General features: G+C 71.7%; 18 protein-coding genes. 14 read left to right on the forward strand and 4 right to left on the reverse strand.

What is annotated here, in order from left to right; translation table 11 throughout:
• Positions 1-140: 140 nt before the first annotated feature.
• The 5 genes from ACZYRU_RS17720 to ACZYRU_RS17740 are packed head-to-tail and all read left to right on the forward strand — an operon-like array spanning position 141 to position 6276.
• Entirely contained in the window at positions 141-1019 is an 879-nt protein-coding gene (locus ACZYRU_RS17720) for an alpha/beta fold hydrolase (protein WP_488958407.1), read from the forward strand.
• The gene (locus tag ACZYRU_RS17725) at positions 1016-2722 is read left to right on the forward strand and encodes an FAD-binding protein (protein ID WP_488958408.1); all 1707 of its coding nucleotides are present in this window, start codon (positions 1016-1018) and stop codon (positions 2720-2722) included. Before ACZYRU_RS17720 ends, ACZYRU_RS17725 begins: the two co-directional genes overlap by 4 nt.
• A gap of 15 nt (positions 2723-2737) precedes the next feature.
• A complete protein-coding gene (locus ACZYRU_RS17730) occupies positions 2738-3919 on the forward strand; it encodes an acyl-CoA dehydrogenase family protein (RefSeq protein ID WP_488958409.1) in 1182 nt (393 codons plus the stop codon).
• Positions 3920-3943: 24 nt separating this feature from the next.
• Positions 3944-4855, forward strand: coding sequence for a VOC family protein (locus tag ACZYRU_RS17735; RefSeq protein WP_488958410.1), 912 nt, complete (start codon positions 3944-3946; stop codon positions 4853-4855).
• A gap of 2 nt (positions 4856-4857) precedes the next feature.
• On the forward strand, positions 4858-6276 hold the full coding sequence (locus tag ACZYRU_RS17740) for an FAD-dependent oxidoreductase (RefSeq protein ID WP_488958411.1): 1419 nt from the start codon (positions 4858-4860) through the stop codon (positions 6274-6276).
• Between the two features lie 85 nt (positions 6277-6361).
• Here the strand turns inward: ACZYRU_RS17740 and ACZYRU_RS17745 are convergent, their stop codons facing one another.
• The 4 genes from ACZYRU_RS17745 to ACZYRU_RS17760 all read right to left on the reverse strand — a co-directional run bounded on the left by ACZYRU_RS17745 (position 6362) and on the right by ACZYRU_RS17760 (position 9823).
• On the reverse strand, positions 6362-7333 hold the full coding sequence (locus ACZYRU_RS17745) for a type IV toxin-antitoxin system AbiEi family antitoxin domain-containing protein (protein WP_488958412.1): 972 nt from the start codon (positions 7331-7333) through the stop codon (positions 6362-6364).
• A gap of 203 nt (positions 7334-7536) precedes the next feature.
• A complete protein-coding gene (locus ACZYRU_RS17750) occupies positions 7537-8337 on the reverse strand; it encodes an SDR family NAD(P)-dependent oxidoreductase (protein WP_488958413.1) in 801 nt (266 codons plus the stop codon).
• Entirely contained in the window at positions 8337-8666 is a 330-nt protein-coding gene (locus tag ACZYRU_RS17755; protein ID WP_488958414.1) for a hypothetical protein, read from the reverse strand. Before ACZYRU_RS17755 ends, ACZYRU_RS17750 begins: the two co-directional genes overlap by 1 nt.
• Complete coding sequence (locus ACZYRU_RS17760) at positions 8666-9823, reverse strand: 3-ketosteroid-9-alpha-monooxygenase, oxygenase component (protein WP_488958415.1); 1158 nt, start codon at positions 9821-9823, stop codon at positions 8666-8668. Before ACZYRU_RS17760 ends, ACZYRU_RS17755 begins: the two co-directional genes overlap by 1 nt.
• Before the next feature lie 232 nt (positions 9824-10055).
• Here ACZYRU_RS17760 and ACZYRU_RS17765 point away from each other — a divergent pair, with 232 nt between their 5' ends.
• From ACZYRU_RS17765 to ACZYRU_RS17805, 9 genes are all read left to right on the forward strand, one after another.
• Positions 10056-10658: a TetR/AcrR family transcriptional regulator gene (locus tag ACZYRU_RS17765; protein ID WP_488958416.1), complete on the forward strand. Its 603-nt coding sequence runs from the start codon at positions 10056-10058 to the stop codon at positions 10656-10658.
• Positions 10659-10727: 69 nt separating this feature from the next.
• A complete protein-coding gene (locus ACZYRU_RS17770; protein WP_488958417.1) occupies positions 10728-11474 on the forward strand; it encodes an SDR family NAD(P)-dependent oxidoreductase in 747 nt (248 codons plus the stop codon).
• Positions 11475-11509: 35 nt separating this feature from the next.
• The gene (locus tag ACZYRU_RS17775) at positions 11510-12286 is read left to right on the forward strand and encodes an SDR family oxidoreductase (RefSeq protein WP_488958418.1); all 777 of its coding nucleotides are present in this window, start codon (positions 11510-11512) and stop codon (positions 12284-12286) included.
• Between the two features lie 11 nt (positions 12287-12297).
• Complete coding sequence (locus tag ACZYRU_RS17780; protein WP_488958419.1) at positions 12298-13170, forward strand: MaoC/PaaZ C-terminal domain-containing protein; 873 nt, start codon at positions 12298-12300, stop codon at positions 13168-13170.
• The gene (locus ACZYRU_RS17785) at positions 13167-13781 is read left to right on the forward strand and encodes a PaaI family thioesterase (RefSeq protein WP_488958420.1); all 615 of its coding nucleotides are present in this window, start codon (positions 13167-13169) and stop codon (positions 13779-13781) included. The genes ACZYRU_RS17780 and ACZYRU_RS17785 overlap by 4 nt, the downstream gene beginning before the upstream one ends.
• Before the next feature lie 163 nt (positions 13782-13944).
• Positions 13945-14898, forward strand: coding sequence for an ABC transporter permease (locus tag ACZYRU_RS17790; RefSeq protein WP_488958421.1), 954 nt, complete (start codon positions 13945-13947; stop codon positions 14896-14898).
• Positions 14891-15925, forward strand: a complete 1035-nt coding sequence (locus tag ACZYRU_RS17795; protein WP_488958422.1) for an ABC transporter permease — start codon at positions 14891-14893, stop codon at positions 15923-15925. The genes ACZYRU_RS17790 and ACZYRU_RS17795 overlap by 8 nt, the downstream gene beginning before the upstream one ends.
• Entirely contained in the window at positions 15922-16956 is a 1035-nt protein-coding gene (locus ACZYRU_RS17800; RefSeq protein ID WP_488958423.1) for an ABC transporter ATP-binding protein, read from the forward strand. Before ACZYRU_RS17795 ends, ACZYRU_RS17800 begins: the two co-directional genes overlap by 4 nt.
• Complete coding sequence (locus tag ACZYRU_RS17805; RefSeq protein WP_488958424.1) at positions 16956-17951, forward strand: ABC transporter ATP-binding protein; 996 nt, start codon at positions 16956-16958, stop codon at positions 17949-17951. Before ACZYRU_RS17800 ends, ACZYRU_RS17805 begins: the two co-directional genes overlap by 1 nt.
• Positions 17952-17955: the final 4 nt, after the last annotated feature.

The following is a 17955-nucleotide window of genomic DNA, read 5'->3' on the forward strand; positions in this document are numbered from 1 at the left end:
CGTCCCGGTGAGTGACGGACGGGCCTGCAAGCGGACCGCGGACGGCGTACGACGGACCGGAATCGCCCTACAGCACAGGGCTTTCCGGTCACCGGAAAGGCCGCGGACCCGTGCGCGCACCGCCACCTAGCGTGCGGAGCGTGACCGACCTGACCCACGATTCCACGCGACGCGAGCTGGCCACCGACGCCGGCGTGCTGCGCTACCACGAGGCCGGAGACGGCCCGCCGCTGCTCATGCTGCACGGGTCGGGCCCGGGCGTCACCGGGTGGCGCAACTTCGGCGACAACCTCCCGGCGTTCGCGCCGCACTTCCGGTGCCTGGTGCTGGAGCTGCCGGGCTTCGGCGTCAGCGACACCACCGACCAGCACCCGATGGTGGCGGCGCTGCCGGCCGTGCAGCGCTTCCTCGACGGGCTCGGTCTCGACCGGGTCGACGTCATCGGGAACTCGATGGGTGGCGGTGTCGCGACCCGCCTGGCGATCAGCCAGCCGGAGCGGGTACGACGACTGGTCACCGTCGGCGGCGTCGGCCGCAACATCTTCAGCCCCGCCCCGGGCGAGGGCATCAACCTGCTGGTCGAGTTCGTCGAGAAGCCGAACCGCGAGAACCTGGTCGCCTGGCTGCGCTCCATGGTCTTCGACCAGTCCATGGTCACCGAGGAGCTGATCGAGCAGCGGTGGGCGCTGGCCACCGAGCCCGACACCCTCGAGGTCGCGCGCCGGATGTACGGCCGGGCCGCGATCACCGCCGCGTTCGCCGGTGCCGGGAGCTCGGCCCAGGCGACGCCCGGCTGGGCGCAGTTCGACCAGATCAAGGCGCGCACGCTGCTCACCTGGGGCCGTGACGACCGGGTCAGCCCGCTCGACATGATGCTCATCCCGATGCGGACGATCCCCGACGTCGAGGTGCACGTGTTCGCCAACTGCGGCCACTGGGCGATGATCGAGCAGAAGCGCGCCTGGGAGCGCACCGTCCTCGCCTTCCTCACCGAGCAGGACGGGGAGGGCGGCCGGTGAGCGAGTGGACCGAGGAGTTCGACCTCGTCGTCGTCGGCAGCGGTGGTGGCGGCATGACGGCCGCACTGGCCGCGGTCGACGCCGGCCTGTCCGTCGTCGTGATCGAGAAGGGCGCGAAGTTCGGCGGCAGCACCGGCATCTCCGGTGGCGGCATCTGGGTGCCCAACAACCCGACCCTGCGCAAGGCCGGCCACGACGACTCACGCGCGTCGGTGTTGGAGTACCTCACCACGATCACCGGCTGGACGGTCCCGGCGACCCGGCTGGCGGCGTACGTCGACCACGGACCTGCCGCGATGGAGCTCCTGGAGCGGTCGCGGTGGGTGAGGTTCGCCTGGACCAAGGGGTACGCCGACTACCACCCCGAGCTCGCCGGCGGCCGCCCGCAGGGCAGGTCGATCGAGGCCAAGCCGTTCGACACCCGCAAGCTGGGGGAGGACGAGGCGTTCCAGCGGCCGAACAACATGAAGGGCCCGCTCGGGCTCTGGGTGACCGCGAAGGACTACCACGACCTCGCCATGGTCAAGCGGACCTGGCAGGGCCGTCGCGCCTCGCTGCGCGCGGCCTGGCGGGTCAGCTCGAACGCCGTGCGTCGCCGCCACATGGCGACCGGCGGCCGGGCGCTGGTCGCCCGGATGCGGATGGCGCTCAAGGACGCCGGCATCCCGCTGTGGCTGGAGACCACCATGACCTCGCTGGTCGTCGACAACGGATCCGTGACCGGAATCGTCGCGACGCGCAACGGCGCCGAGGTCCGGATCCGCGGCCGCAAGGGCGTCCTGCTCGCGGCCGGCGGCTTCGACCACAACCCGACGATGCGCGACCGGTACCTCCCCGCGGGAGCCCGCCCCGACCACAGCCTCGGCGCGGTCGAGAACACCGGCGACGCCATCACCGCGGGCCAGGCGGCCGGTGGCGCGGTCGACCTGATGGACGACGCGTGGTGGATGCCGTCGGTCACGCATCCCGCCGGCGCGACGATCCCGCTCGTCTCGGAGCGCGCGATCCCCGGGCAGGTGATCGTGGGCACGGACGGGAAGCGGTTCACGAACGAGGCCTCGCCGTACGTCAACTTCGTCCACGACCAGCTCGCCAGCGGCAACGAGTTGGCCTGGCTGGTGATGGACTCGCGGGCCCGCTCGCGCTACCCGTTCGCGCAGATCCTGCCGGGAGCTCCCTTCCCACAAGGGTTCTACGACCAGGGGATCGTGCACCGCGCGGACAGCATCGCGTCGCTCGCCAACGAGATCGGCGTACCTGCCGACACGCTCGAGGCCACCGTCACCCGGTTCAACGGCTACGCACGGGCAGGGAAGGACGAGGAGTTCGGACGCGGTGAGAGCGCCCATGACCGGTACTACGGCGACCCGACGCTGGCCAACCCGAACCTGGACGTGATCGACCGGGCGCCGTACTACGCCGTCCGGATCGAGGTCGGCGACCTCGGCACCAAGGGTGGCCTCGTCACCGACGACCGCGGCCAGGTGCTGCGCGAGGACGGCACCGTCGTCGCCGGGCTCTACGCGACCGGCAACTGCGCCGCGTCGGTGATGGGCAACGACTACGCCGGCCCCGGCGCCACCATCGGTCCCTCGATCGTCTTCGGCTACCTGGCCGCGCGCCACGCCGCCGGCCTTTCCGATGACCGGAAGACCCCGCCCGTCGCAGCCGCGCCGGGTGCCACCGTGCAGAGCCACCGCTGAGGAAGTGAGTTCGTGATGAGTGAGGTGCTCGAGAAGATCGAGGCCCGCGCCGAGGAGATCGCCGCGCTGGGTCCCAGCAACGAGAAGCTGGGTCGGCTCGACGACCGCGCCGCCGAGCTGCTGCGCGAGACCGGCGTGATCCGGATGCTGCAGCCCGCGAAGTACGGCGGTGCCGAGGCGCACCCCGCCGAGTTCGCCGAGGCCGTGATGCGGCTGGCCAGCCTGGACGGCTCGACGGGCTGGGTCGCCGGCATCGTCGGCGTGCACCCGTGGGAGATGGCGATGTGCGACCCGCGCGTGCAGGAGGAGGTGTGGGGCGAGGACAACGACACCTGGATCGCGTCGCCGTACGCACCGATGGGCGTGATCCGCCCTGTCGACGGCGGCTTCGTCTTCAACGGTCGCTGGCAGTTCTCGTCGGGCACCGACCACTGCGACTGGATCTTCCTCGGCGCCTACCTCGGCGACGAGAACGGCGAGGCGATCATGCCGCCGCGGGTCCACCACGTGATCCTGCCGCGCTCGGGCTACACGATCGTGGAGGACTCCTGGGACGTCGTCGGCCTGCGCGGCACCGGCTCCAAGGACATCATCGTCAAGGACGCGTTCATCCCCGACTACCGGGTCGTCGAGTTCTCCCGGTTCACCGACGGCAGCCAGCCGCGCGAGGCCGGACTGACCAACCCGACGTACCACATCCCGTTCACCACGGCCTTCCCGCTCGGCATCACCTCGGCCGTCATCGGCATCGCCGAGGGGGCGCTCGCCGCCCACCTCGCCTACCAGCGCACCCGAGTCCAGATCACCGGCACCAAGGTGAAGGACGACCCGCACGTGCTGTTCGCGATCAGCCAGGCTGCGGCGGAGATCCACGCGTCGCGGGTGACCATGCTCGACAACGCGCGCCGCTTCTACGACAAGGCCGAGCGCGGCGAGGAGGTCACCTTCGCCGAGCGGGCCGAGTCGCGTCGTACCCAGGTCTCGGCGGCGTGGCGCGCGGTCGCCGCGATGGACCAGGTCGTCGCCCGCTCGGGTGGCAACGGGATGCGGATGGACAACCCGATCCAGCGGTTCTGGCGCGACGGGCACATGGGCCTCGCCCACGCCATCCACGTGCCCGGCTCGGTGTTCCACGTGCAGTCGCTGACCGCGATGGACGTGACCCCACCGCCCGGACCGATGCTCTCGATGATCTGACCCCCTGAGACTGAGGAGAACAAGATGACCGCGATCCGTGGCCTCGGCTACCTGATCGTGCAGAGCCAGGACCTGCCCCGCTGGCGCGAGCTGACGGTGGACTGCCTGGCGATGCAGGAGACCACCGGGCCGGTGGCGGACGGCCTCTACCTGCGCATGGACGAGCGGTACGCGCGGCTCGTCGTGCTGCCCGGGGACGTGGACCGCGTGGTCGCCGTCGGCTGGGAGGTGCGCGACCAGTTCGGCCTCGCCGAGGTCGCCGCCGCCGTCGAGGCCGCGGGCGTGTCCTTCAAGGAGCTCAGCCAGGCGGAGTGCGACGAGCGCCGGGTCGAGGCGGCCATCCGCTTCGACGACCCCGCCGGTACGCCGGTCGAGGTCTTCTTCGGCCCGGTGCTCGACCACAGCCCGGTCCTCACCGGCCACGGCCAGACGTTCGTCACCGGTGACCAGGGGATGGGCCACGTCGTCCTCCCGACCACGGTCGCCGAGGACACGGTCGCGTTCTACACCGAGGTGCTGGACTTCCTGCCGCGCGGCTCGATCCGGATGGGGGCGGCGCTGCCGCCGCGCCGGGTGCGGTTCATGGGCGTCAACCGGCGCCACCACAGCCTCGCGGTCTGCCCCGCGCCGCACGGCGAGGCGCCCGGCCTGGTGCACCTGATGATGGAGGTCGACAGCCTCGACGCCGTCGGCCGCGCCCTCGACAAGGTCAACAAGGCCGGGTTCTCGCTGTCCTCGACCCTGGGCCGGCACACCAACGACAAGATGGTGTCGTTCTACGTGCGCGCGCCCGGTGGCTGGGACCTGGAGTACGGCTGCGAGGGCGCGCTCGTCGACGAGGCGTTCTACACCGCCGAGGAGATCACCGCCGACAGCTACTGGGGCCACGACTGGTCCGGCTCCGAGCCGCTCGCCGCCTTCCTCCCGCCGGCGTGAGCGTGGACGTCGACGTTGTCGTCGTCGGCTTCGGGTGCGCCGGTGGCGCCGCGGCCCTCGAGGCCCGGCGCTCCGGCGCGTCTGTCGTCGTCCTCGAGCGGGCCAGCGGTGCGGGTGGCTCGTCGGCGCAGTCCGGCGGCGAGCTCTACCTCGGCGGCGGGACTGCTGTACAACGTGCCCTGGGGTTCGAGGACGACGCCGACAACATGCTGGCCTTCCTGCGCGCGGCGCTCGGTCCGCATGCCGACGAGGAGAAGCTGCGCCTCTACTGCGCGGGCAGCGTCGAGCACTTCGACTGGTTCTGCTCGTTGGGGATCGACTTCGAGAAGTCGCTCTACGACGCGCCCTCCTGGATGCCGCCCACCACCGACGGGCTGATGTGGCTGGGCGAGAACGCCTGGCCGTACGACGAGATCGCGCGGCCCGTCCCGCGCGGACACCGGCCCGCCACCGGCGGCTTCGGCGGCTGGCTGGTCATGGACCGCCTGGTCGCCGCGTGCGCGTCGGCCGGCGTGGTGACCGAGACCGACACCCGCGCGGTGTCGCTGGTGGTCGAGTCCGGCCGGGTGGTCGGCGTACGTGCCCGCCGGTTCGGCGAGGACGTCACCTACGGCGCCCGCCGCGGCGTGGTCGTCACCACCGGCGGCTTCGCCGACAACCCCGAGATGCTCGCCGCGCACGCGCCCGACCTGTTCGGCCACGGCGTGGTCAGCGACGGGGGAGACGACGGCAGCGGCATCGTGATGGCCCAGGCGGTCGGCGCCGCCGTACGCCGGATGTCGGTGGTCGAGGTCGCCTACACCGCGCTCCCGGCACTCGCGTGCCGCGGCATGCTGGTCAACGCGCGCGGTGAGCGGTTCATCAACGAGGACGTCTACCCGGGGCTGTTCAGCCATGCCGCGCTGCACGAGCCCGGCCCCTGTTGGGTGGTCGTCGACGCGCAGGCGCTCGAGGAGGTGGACGAGGCCGACTTGTGGGGCACCGTGCCGTCGTACGCCGCCGAGACGATCGAGGAGCTCGAGGCCGACCTCGGCATGCCGGTGGGCTCGCTCGCCCGCACCCTTGCGGGCTACAACGAGGGCGCTGCCGCCGGTGGGGACCCGCTGTTCCGCAAGAACGCCCGCTGGACGCGGGTCCTGGCGGGTCCGTTCGCCGCGATCGACCCGCGAATCGGCTTCCACAACCCGACCCACCGAGCCGCTCCCGGCGCCACCGGGTTCGCCGGCTTCACCCTCGGCGGTCTGCACACGACGGTGGACGGGCAGGTGCTGTCGCTCGACGGCGACCCGATCCCCGGGCTGTACGCCGCCGGCCGGGCCAGCTCCGGCATGCACGGGCACGGGTACGTCTCCGGTACGTCGCTCGGGGACGGCACCTTCTTCGGCCGCCGGGCCGGTCGGGCGGCTGCTCAGTCCCGCTGACCCGGCGCGAAGTGGCTCCTGCAACCCGCCGACCCGGCAGAAAGTGGCGCGCGAATCGCACCGACCCGGCAGAAAGTGGCACACCTCAGTCGCAGCGGCCACGACCGCGCCGGGCCTCCGCGACGCCGCGACGCAGGACTGCCTCGACATCCGCACGCGGGCCGAACAGGTTCTCCTTGCGTACGGCGGCGATCCGGAACGGGGTCTCGCTCTCCACGAGGGCGCGGCGCGCCCGGTCGTGCCGCAGCTGGTCGGGACTCGAGTGCCACTCGTCGCTGTCGTACTCGGCGCCGAAGGCGAGCTCCTCGTTCCCGAGGTCCAGCCTGGCGAGGAAGGTGCCCTCGACGTCGTACACCTCGAGCTGGGGGACGGGCGCCGGGAGATGCGCCTGGATCCAGCGCAGCCGCAGGATCGATTCCGGCGGCGACTCGGCACGGCCGTCGACGTACTCGACCATCACGCGCAGCACAGTCACCCAGCGCATCCCCTTGAACCGGGGTACGCCGGCAGCGAGCTCGGCGGCGGAGAACAGGCCTAGGCGGAGCATCTGGTCCATCGCGGCCAGTGACGGCTCGACGTACCGCTGGCGGCCGAGGTCCCACGTCGTCCGCAGCGGCGAGGTGACACGCAGTCCATTGAGCTCCACGACGTCGCCGGGTGCGAAGCTGCGCTCCCCGCTGGCTGTCAGGCAGTTGCGCAGGCGGCGGCCGGGCGCGGGCAGGAAGACACAGACCGGCACGAGGTGCAGGTGCTCGTTGGGAGCGAGCACCATGTCGGCGCCGTGCAGCCATCCGGCGTGACGATCGCACACGACCGCGTCCTCCGGTACGACGAGGCGCAATGCTGCGCAGCGCAGCTCGAGGCTGTCGGGGACCGGACTGGCGACGTACACGCTGCGGACGAGGCGGCGCAGGAATCCCTGCTCGACGAGCCAGGCGAGCTGGTGTGAGGACAGCCCGGCCTCACGGCGCGCAGTCGTCGTCGTGAACGGTACGTCGAGCGGCAGTGGGAAGTCGGCGGGCAGGAAGGGCAGGTGTTCGAGGTCGGTGTGTCTCATGGTTGGCCGCGTGCCTCGCGGGGGCAGCGGCCAACCATGGGCCTTCGCGGCCTGTGGACGGGAGCGTGAAATGACTGTCGCGAGCGACCAAACTCGTCCGGGTCGGCAGAAATCTGAGGACACTTTCTGCCGGGTCGGCGGAAATCCGGAGCCACTTTCTGCCGGGTCGGCGGAATGCAGGAGCCAGTTCCTGCCGGGTCGCGCTACTCGGAGGCAGCAGGCAGCAGCTTCTTCGACTTCGCCAGCGCATCCCGCACGAGCGCCGACCGGTCGTGGCCGCTGCGGATCTCCGCGACCTTCTCGTTGCCCTCCGCGACCCGGACCGGACCGTCCTGCAGCAGGGAGAGGGCCTGGCGGGCGACGTCGTCGGGCTCGGAGACGTGCATGCCGGGGATGTCGAAGTTCAGGCCGGCGCGCTCCATGGCGGGGGTGCGGGTGACGCCGAGGACGAACTCGAGGACGTCGACGTCGTACTCCTGCATCTCCAGCCACAGGCCCTCGGCGAAGACCCGGCAGAACGACTTCACGGCGGCGTAGATGCTGATCTGGGCCGAGCCCATGTATCCGGCGAGGGAGCCGATCAGCAGGATGCCGCCGCGGCGTCGCTCGCGCATCGGGGCGCCGAAGAGCTGGACGAGGGCGAGCTGGGCGGTGACGTTGAGGTCGATGACGCCCTGGAAGCGGTCGAGGTCGCCGGTGACGAACTCGTGTCCGTAGGTGTTGGCGCCCGCGTTGAAGACGAGCAGGCCGACCTCCAGGCCGTCGGTGACCTCGGCGACCTGCTTGATCGCGTCGGGGTCGGTGAGGTCCACCGCCAGGGTCCGTACGTCGACCCCGAGCGCGCGGCATGCCGCCGCGGTCTCCTCCAGCGGGCCGGGCTTGCGGGCCAGCAGGACCAGGTTCAGGCCGGTCTCGGCGAGCTGCCGGGCGAAGGACGCGCCGACGCCCTCCGAGCCGCCGGCGATGACGGCCCACGGGCCGTGGCGTTCCAGGTCGACGCCCATCAGGCGTGCACCTCCGTGTCGTGCTGGTCGGGATGATGGTCGGGGTTGGTCCTGAGCGGCTCGTCGTCCACGACGTCCAGGGTGCCGCGTACGGCGGCCTCCCGGATCGCGTCGCGCAGGGCGGCGCACCCGGTGAAGGTGGCGCCGTTGGGGCCGGGCCGCGGGGTGGAGGCGCGGCGCTCGATGCAGGTGGCGAGCGCCGCGTCGTTCCACTGGATGCTGGTCTGGTCCCACGAGCTCTTCCGGGCCTCGACGAGCGCCCCGCAGGTCCCGCACGGGACGGGCTGCATGGGGGCGTCGTCGAGCCGGACGTCGGGCCGCACGGCCATCAGACCGGCTGGCCGGAGGCGGCCGCGCGCTTGGCGATGTTCTCCTCGACCTCGTGCCGCCAGGCCTCGTTGGGCTTGGTGGTGTCGATCTCGAACTCGAAGCGCTCGACCATCTCGGGGGTGACGGCGGCGGCGTCGACGTAGAACTGCTCGTACCAGCGGCGCAGCTGGTAGACGGGCCCGTCCTCCTCGCACAGCAGCGGGTTCTCGATGCGGGCCTTGTTGCGCCAGATCTGCACGTCCTGCTCGAAGCCGATCCGGATGAAGTCGCCGAGCTTGCGGGCAGTGGCGGTCGCCGCCTCGTCCTCGACGCCGGCCGGCTTCTTCGTCATGATCCCGTACTGCAACACGAACGAGTTGGCGTCGATCGGGTAGTGGCAGTTGATCAGCGTCGTGGGCATGTCGTTGCCGTCGCTGTAGTGGTACGTGACGTCGTCGATCATGAACGACGGGCCGTAGTACGCCGCCGTCGACGTCGTCCCGGTGCTCCTCGGGCCGTCGCCGCTGTTCTGCGGGCGGGCGACGTCCTCGCGGCCGGTGCCGGTCATCAGCTGGGTGGCGACCGAGCCCTCGAAGATGTTCTTGAAGTACGTCGGGAAGGTGAAGTGCACGTAGAAGAAGTGCGCCATGTCCACGACGTTGTCGACGATCTCGCGGCAGTTGGAGCCCTCGATCTTCGTGGTGTACCAGACCCAGTCGGTCCACTCGGGGTTGTCGTAGCCCTCGATCCGCGGGATGACGGCGTCCTCGGTCGGCGGATTGCCCTCCGGGTCGTTCCAGACGAAGAGCATGCCGTCCTGGGTCATCGTCTGCCACGCGGCGGTGCGGGCGCGCAGCGGGACCCGGCGGGCGTAGGGGATCTGCTTGCAGCGCCCGTCGCCGCCCCAGCGCCAGTCGTGGAACGGGCAGGCGATCTCGTTGCCCTTGACCTCGCCCTGCGACAGGTCGCCGCCCATGTGACGGCAGTAGGCGTCGAGCACGTTGATCGCGCCGTCCTCGCCGGCGAACACCACGAGCTTCTGGCCGAAGGCGTTGATCTGGTGGGGCTTGCCGTCGTTGAAGTCGCGGACCAGCCCCAGGCAGTGCCAGCCACGGGCGAAGCGGGTGGGCGGCGGACCCGACTCGATGTGGCGGACCTCGTCTCCGACTGCGGTCATGTGCGGATCTCCCCTCGAGGATTCGTCGCGCCGGTGGCGGTACGCCGGGCGCGGATGTCTGGTCCGGCGAGTCTGTCCGGCGCCGTACGACGGCCGGTGCCGTCGGTCCCACTCACCGGAAGGGGCGCGGCCTGCGATCAACCGCTCCGGGATCCCACTGACCGGTAGGCTGCGATCCGATCGCCCCCGTCTGGTCCGACCATCGGGACGCAGCCACCGGAGGGAGTCAGCAGTGCCACGGATCGCCGAGGGCCGGCCTGCGGCCAAGCCGAGCTCGAGCGTCCAGAAGGATCGCTACCAGCGGATCCTGCGGGCGGCGGCCAAGCTCGGCGCCGAGCACGGCCTCGAGCACGTCCAGATGAACGACGTCGCCAAGCAGGCGAACGTCGCGATCGCCACGCTCTACCGGTACTTCCCCTCGAAGGTCGACCTGTTCAGCTCGGTGATGCGCTGGCGGGTGGGGGAGTACGACCAGCAGCCCGACGGCGTCGCGGTGGCCGACCCGGCCGCCGGCGTGGCCGACCTGCTGATCCGGATCAGCCGCGAGATGGCCCGGATGCCGAAGCTCTCGCTGGCGATGATCCAGGCCAACAGCCAGGCCTACGCGATGGGCTCCCAGGAGTCGGCCTTCGACGACGTGCGCTTCGCGCGGATCGTCCAGCGGGCCGCGGGGATGAGCGAGGTGACCGAGGAGGCCGAGCGCCAGGTCCGGCTGATCATCTCCTGCTGGTTCGGAACCCTGGTCTCGCTGCTCAACAAGCGGTTCTCGGTCGAGGACGCCGAGGACGACATCAGGGCCGCCTGCGCCCTGCTGCTGCGCCCGCTCGAGGGCTGAACCACCGCCACTCCCGCTGACCGGTGATCGCCGACGCCCCGGGACGTGATCGTCCCTAGGGTCGCGGCCATGCAGAGGTTCAGCGGCACCAACGTCATCGTCACCGGCGCCGCGTCGGGCATCGGCCAGGCCACGGTCGTCCGGCTGGTCTCGGAGGGTGCGGCCGTCTTCGCCGTCGACCGCGACGCGGCCGGCCTGGCCGACACCGTGGCGACGTCGGTCGGGACCGGCCGGGTCACGACCGCGGTCGTCGACGTCACCGACGAGGCCGCGGTCGTCGCCGCGGTCCAGGCGGCGCACGCCGAGCTCGGCAGCGTCGAGGCGCTGGTCAACGTGGCGGGCGCCCACCGCACGACACCGATCACGTCCCTGTCGGTCGCCGACCTGCGGGACCTGTTCGAGATCAACCTGGTCGGTACGGCGCTCTTCTGCCGCGAGGTGGTCCCGCTGCTGCCCGACGGCACCGGCGTGATCGTCAACGTCGCCTCGACGTCAGCCGCCCACGGGAACCCCTACATGTCGGCGTACTCCGCTTCGAAGGGTGCCGTCCTCGGCTTCTCGCTGAGCCTCGCCGCCGAGCTGATCGGACGCGGGATCCGGGTCGTGCCGGTCTCGCCGGGCACCGTCGACACCCCGCTCACCCGCTCGGTCGCCGTCGAACCCGGCCTCGACCTCAGTGCGTTCGACCGGATCCGCTCGCCCCTCGGCCCGGCCCGGCCGGAGCAGGTCGCGGCCGCGATCGCCTTCGCTGCCTCGCCCGACGCGTCGTACCTCACCGGCCTCGACCTGCGGGTCGACGGCGGCTCCCACATCTGATCCCACCACCCGACAGCACCCACGGAGGAACGTCCATGTCCCGCACCATCGCCGTCACCGGTTCCGCCTCCGGGATCGGCGCCGCCCTCGTGAGGATCCTCGAGGCCCGTGGCGACCGCGTCATCACCGTCGACCGGGTCGACGCGGACCTCGTCGCCGACCTCGCGACCGCCGAGGGCCGGGCCGCCGCCGTCGCCGGCATCACCGAGCGCTGCGACGGCGTCCTCGACGGGCTGGTGACCTGTGCCGGCACCTCGGTCCCGAGCCCGCTGATGGTCGAGGTCAACTACTTCGGCACGGTCGAGCTCGTCACCGGGCTGCAGCCGGCGCTGGCCGCGTCGGAGGCCGGTCGGGTGGCCGTGGTCGGCTCGATCTCCGGCACCCAGCCCAACGACCCCGAGCTGGTCGACCACCTCCTCGCCGGCCGTACGACGGCCGCCACCGACCGCGCAGCGGCCCTGGTCGGGGAGGGCGCACCGACCCTGATCTACCCGTCCACCAAGGCCGCGCTCGCCCGGTGGGCCCGCACCACCTGCGTCGCGCCCGGCTGGGCCGATGCCGGCGTACCGCTCAACGTGATCGCGCCCGGCGTCATCCTCACCCCGATGAGCGCCGGGCTGATCGACGACCCGAGGATGCGCGCGGTGATGGACGCCGCCGTGCCGATGCCGCTCAACGGGTACGCCCCGCCGGAGGCACCGGCCGAGGTGCTCGCCTGGCTGGTGAGTGAGGCCAACAGCCACGTCACCGGGCAGGTCATCTACGTCGACGGTGGCGCCGAGGCGACGCTGCGCCCGGCCGAGCACTACTGAGCGGGGACCCGATGCCGATCGACCTCGCCACCGCGCTCTCCGCACCGCCGGCGGTCCGGACCATCTCGTGGACCCGGCGCGACGTGCTGCTCTACCACCTGTCCCTCGGCGCCGGCCGGCACGCGGACGTCGACCCCGAGCTGGCCTACACCTTCGAGCGCGACCTCCAGGTGCTGCCGACCTTCGCGGTCGTCGCGGGCAGGACGATCTCGGCCGGCGACGAGCCGAGCGCCCCGGCGATGCGGATGCCCGGCATCGACGTCGACCTGCGCCGGGTCCTGCACGGCGGCCAGGCGCTCACCGTGCACCGGCCGATCCCGGCCGCCGGCACGGCCGAGCTGAGCACCAGGGTCGCCGACGTGTGGGACAAGGGGAAGGCCGCCGTGGTCGTGCTCGAGCACCGGGTGGCCGACGCCGACGGGCCACTGTGGACCGCGCAGATGCAGGTCTGGGCGCGCGGCGAGGGTGGCTTCGGCGGCGAGCCCGGGCCGGACACCTCGTGGAGCGCCCCCGACCGCGCTCCCGACCACGTCCTCGACAGCCCCACGGACCCGGGACAGGCGCTGCTCTACCGCCTCAACGGCGACCTGAACCCGCTGCACGCCGAGCCGGCCTTCGCCGCGTCCGCCGGCTTCGACCGGCCGATCCTGCACGGCCTCGCGTCGTACGGCATCGTCGCGAAGGCGCTCGTCGACGGGCTCCTCGACGGCGACGCCACCCGGCTGCGCAGCATCGCGGTCCGCTTCGCCGGCACCCTGGTCCCCGGCGAGACGATCCGCACCTCGGTCTGGCGCGACGGCGACCGGCTCGTCCTGTCGGCGTACTGCCCCGAGCGCGGCGAGCAGCCGGTGCTCAGCCACGCGGTCGCGGAGGTGACCCGATGACGCTGACGGAGCTCACTGCACGACCCGACGACTCGGGCATCGACACCGCCGTGGCCGCCGTACGACGCCTCGCGGCCGCGCTCCTCGCCGCCGGCGGCCGGGTCGACCTCGATCTCGACAACCTGGCCCGGCGGCTGACCGCGATGGCCAGCGAGGTCGAGGACCTTGCCCCCGCGCTCGCCGACCGGATGGTCGACATGTGGTCGGGGGAGGGCGTGACCCGCCACGACCCGGTCACCGGACCCGAGAACGCGATCGCGCCGCCACTCGTCCTCTCCGCCGAGCCAGGGGGATCGGTTGCCGGCACCGTCAACCTCGGCGTCCCGTACCAGGGCCCGCCCAGATGCGTGCACGGCGGCATCAGCGCGCTGCTCCTCGACCACACCCTCGGCGTGGCCAACGCGCACGCCGGCACCTCGGGGATGACCGGCACCCTGACCCTGCGCTACGAGCGCCCGGTGCCGCTGCACACCGACCTGGTCGTGCGCGGCTGGCAGGAGCGTGTCGAGGGCCGCAAGATCTGGTCGCACGGCACGATCACGGCCGGTGACGAGGTCCTCGTCCGCGCCGAGGGACTGTTCATCGACAAGCACCTGGCGCGGCCCCGATGAGGGTCCTCCCGGTCAGTGGGAGCCGTCGCGTCGCACGCTCCGAACGGCGCCCTACGCTGCCCGACGTCCTGGGGGATCGTGACCCCCGACACCGTCTGAAGGGATGCGAGCGGATGTCCTTCGATCCGATGCCAGCCGCGCCGGCTGGCCCGGAGGCGGCCCGATGAGCCGCCGCCTGGCGCTGCGGCTCGGCGAGCTGGTCGCCGTGCTGCTGCTGGTCAGCTTCGGCGTGTTCATGATGGTGTCGCTGATGCCGGGCGACCCTGCGGTCGCCGTGCTCGGCGAGGGCCACACGCCCGCGGAGTACGCCGCCAAGCGCACCGAGCTCGGCCTCGACGGCAACGTCTTCGCGCGGTACGTCGACTGGCTCGGCAACGCGCTGACCGGCGACCTCGGCCGCTCGTTGGTGCCGCCCAACAGCGACGTCGTGCACCGCGTCCTCACGGCGCTGCCCGTCAGCGTCGAGCTCGCGGGCCTGGGCCTGCTGATGGCGCTGGTGCTGGCGATCCCGCTGGCGATGTGGAGCGCCTCGCACGAGGGCGGCCTGGTCGACCGGGCCATCGGCGCCTCGATGTTCGCGATCCTGTCCGTGCCGTCGTTCCTGGGGGGCCTGCTGCTGATCGCGATCTTCGCCAACGGCCTCGGCTGGTTCCCGCGGGCCCAGTGGGTGCGCTTCGGGGACGGCCCGCTCGACAACCTCTACCACGCGTTCCTGCCGGCGCTGACGATCGCCCTGATGGAGCTCGCGCTGTTCACCCGGGTGCTGCGCAACGACCTGCTCGTGACCCTGCACGAGGACTACATCCTCGCGGCGCGTGCCAAGGGCATGCCGCCGCTGCGGATCCTGCTCCGCGACGCGCTGCGGCCCTCGTCGTTCTCGCTGGTCACCCTGCTCGGCATCAGCATGGGCCGGCTGATCGGCAGCACCGTGATCGTGGAGTACCTCTTCGCGCTGCCGGGCATGGGCAGTCTGGTCATCAAGTCCGCCAACACCGGCGACTTCCCGATGGTGCAGGGCGCCGTGCTCCTCATCGCCGCGATCTACGTCGTCATCAACGCCGGGATCGACCTCTCCTATGGCTACCTCGACCCAAGGACCCGCCGTGCTCATGCCTAGGAAGAACCCCATCGGGTCGAAGCTCTCGGCCCGCAGCCTCGGTGGCCTCGGCGCCGGGATGGTCGTCGCCGGCCTCGCGCTGCTCGTCGTCGGTTGGAGCGCGCCGCTGCTGCTGTTCGTGAAGGCCGTGCTCTTCCTGGCCGGCGTCATCGTGCTCGCCCAGGGCCTGTCCCGGGTCGTGTGGGCGGTGCGCGGTGGCCGGCCGGACATCCTGCTGTGGCTGTGCTGCGGCTGGCTGGTGCTGCTCGCCGTCGTCGCCCTGCTCGCGCCGGTGCTGCCGCTCGGCGAGCACGTCGACGTGGTGAAGGCGCTGGACGCGCCGATCTACGAGCCGCCGAAGCTGCTCTCGGCGTACCCGCTCGGCACCAACAACTACGGCCTCGACATGCTGTCCCGCTCGATCTACGGCGCCCGGACCTCGCTCGTCATCGCCCTCTCGGCGGTCGCCATCGGCACCGTCGTCGGCGGCAGCATCGGCGTCGTGGCGGGCTTCCTGCGCTCGGGCGTCGACAGCGTGATCGGCATCTTCACCAACGCCCTGCTCGCGGTCCCGCCGCTGGTGCTGCTGATCGCGCTCGCCACGGTGCTCGAGCCCAAGCTGCGCAACGTCGCCCTGGCCCTGGCCCTGCTCACCATCCCGAGCATGATCCGCCTGGCCCGGGCCAACACGATCGCCTTCGCCCAGCGCGAGTTCGTCCTCGCCGCCCGGGCGATGGGCGCGACCAAGCTGCGGATCATGTGGCGTGAGCTGGTGCCCAACGTCGTACTGCCGATCTTTTCGATGATGGTCGTGATGATCTCGGTGCTGATCGTGGCCGAGGCGTCGCTCAGCTTCCTCGGATTCGGCGTCCAGGCGCCCGAGCCGACGTGGGGCAACATGATCTCGGAGGCGGAGGGCAGCACCATGCAGGAGCACCCGCACATCGTGCTGGTGCCCGGTGTGTTCCTGTTCCTGACCGTGTTCTCGTTCAACCTGCTGGGCGAGAAGGCCCAGAAGCGCTGGGACCCGAGGAGTGCGAAGCTGTGAGCGACCAGACCGTTCTCGAGGTCGAGGACGTCCGAACCGAGTTCCAGACCGCCCGCGGCCTCGTCCGCGCCGTCGACGGCGTCTCGCTCAGCCTGCGCGCCGGCGAGACGCTGGGCATCGTCGGCGAGTCCGGCTCGGGCAAGTCCGTCCTCGGCCGCACCATCATGGGCCTGATCACGACCGGCCCCACCACGAAGGTGCACGGCACAGTGCGCATCGCCGGCAAGGACGTCCACGCGATCAGCGCCAAGGAGCGCCGCAAGCTGTGGGGCTCCGAGGTCGCGATGGTGTTCCAGGACCCGATGACCTCGCTCAACCCGGTCAAGCGGGTCGGCACCCACATCACCGAGGCCCTGCGGCTGCACCTCGGCCTGGGCAAGTTGGCAGCGGCGGAGCGGGCGATCGACCTGCTGCGCCAGGTCGGGATCCCCGAGCCCGCCCGCCGGATGAGCCAGTTCCCGCACGAGCTCTCCGGCGGCATGCGGCAACGTGTCGTCATCGCGATGGCGCTGTGCTGCGACCCCAAGCTGCTCATCGCCGACGAACCCACCACGGCCCTCGACGTCACCGTTCAGAAGCAGATCCTCGACCTGCTCACCTCGCTGGCCGAGAGCCGGCAGATGGCGACCATCCTGATCAGCCACGACCTCGGCGCCGTCGCGGGGCGCACCGACCGAGTCCAGGTGATGTACGCCGGCCGCGTGGTCGAGCGGTCCGCCACCGGTGAGGTGTTCGAAGGCCCCCGGCACCCCTACACCGAGGGCCTGCTCGCCTCGATCCCGCGCCTGTCCGACCCGCCGCACACCACGCTGCGGGCGATCGTCGGCTCGCCGCCCAACATGGCCAACCCGCCGGACGGCTGCCGGTTCGCGCCGCGCTGCCCCTACGTGCAGGACCGCTGCACCGCGGATCAGCCGGAGCTGCTGGAGATCGGCGTGCGTCGTACCTCCCACGTGGCGGCCTGCCACTTCCCGCTGCCCGACGTCGACCTCGGCGCCCCACAGGCCGCCCTCGCAGAGGAGATCAGCTGATGGCCGGAAGCGGAACCGCGCACCTGCGCCCCGAGCAGGCGCCCGTCCTCACCGTTGACGACATGGTCGTCGAGTTCCCCGTCGGCCGCGGGCAGAAGGTGCACGCGGTCTCGGGCCTGAGCCTCGACCTGCTGCCGGGGGAGACCCTCGGCATCCTCGGCGAGTCCGGCTGCGGCAAGTCCACCGCCGGCCGCGCGGTGATGCAGCTGCCGTCGCCGACGTCCGGCACCGTCCGCCTCGGCGAGCGCGAGCTGACCGGCCTGACCTCGCGCCCGCTGCGCAAGGCACGCTCGCGGATGCAGATGATCATGCAGGACCCCACGTCCTCGCTGAACCCGCGTCGCAAGGTCAAGGACCTGGTCACCGAGGGCCTGGCGATCTGGGGCTTCGAGGGCACGAAGCAGGAGAAGGAGGACCTCGTCCGCGAGACCCTCTCCGCGGTCGGCCTCGACCCCGACGTGGTCTGGGACCGCCGCCCGCACGAGCTGTCCGGCGGCCAGTGCCAGCGCGTCTGCATCGCCCGGGCACTGATGATGAACCCCGAGGTCCTCATCTGCGACGAGCCGGTCTCCGCGCTCGACGTCTCGGTGCAGGCCCAGATCCTCAACCTGCTCGAGCGCACCAAGGAGCGCTACGACCTGAGCATGGTCTTCATCGCCCACGACGTCTCGGTCGTGAAGAACATCAGCGACCGGGTGATGGTCCTCTACCTCGGCAAGACCTGCGAGGTCATCCCGTCCGGCCGGATCGATCAGGACGCCGCGCACCCGTACACGCAGATGCTGCTCGCCTCGATCCCCGGCGCCGGCGACCGCGAGCTGAGCGCGTCGGCCGCCGCCACCGAGCTGCCCTCGCCGCTGAACCCGCCCTCGGGCTGCCGGTTCCGCACCCGCTGCCCGCTGGCCACCGAGCGCTGCTCAGCGGAGGAGCCGGAGCTGCGCGAGGTCCGTCCCGGGCAGTACGTCGCCTGCCACCACCCGATCGTCGAGGAGTGACCCA

The organism is Nocardioides sp. F233, from assembly GCF_057813895.1.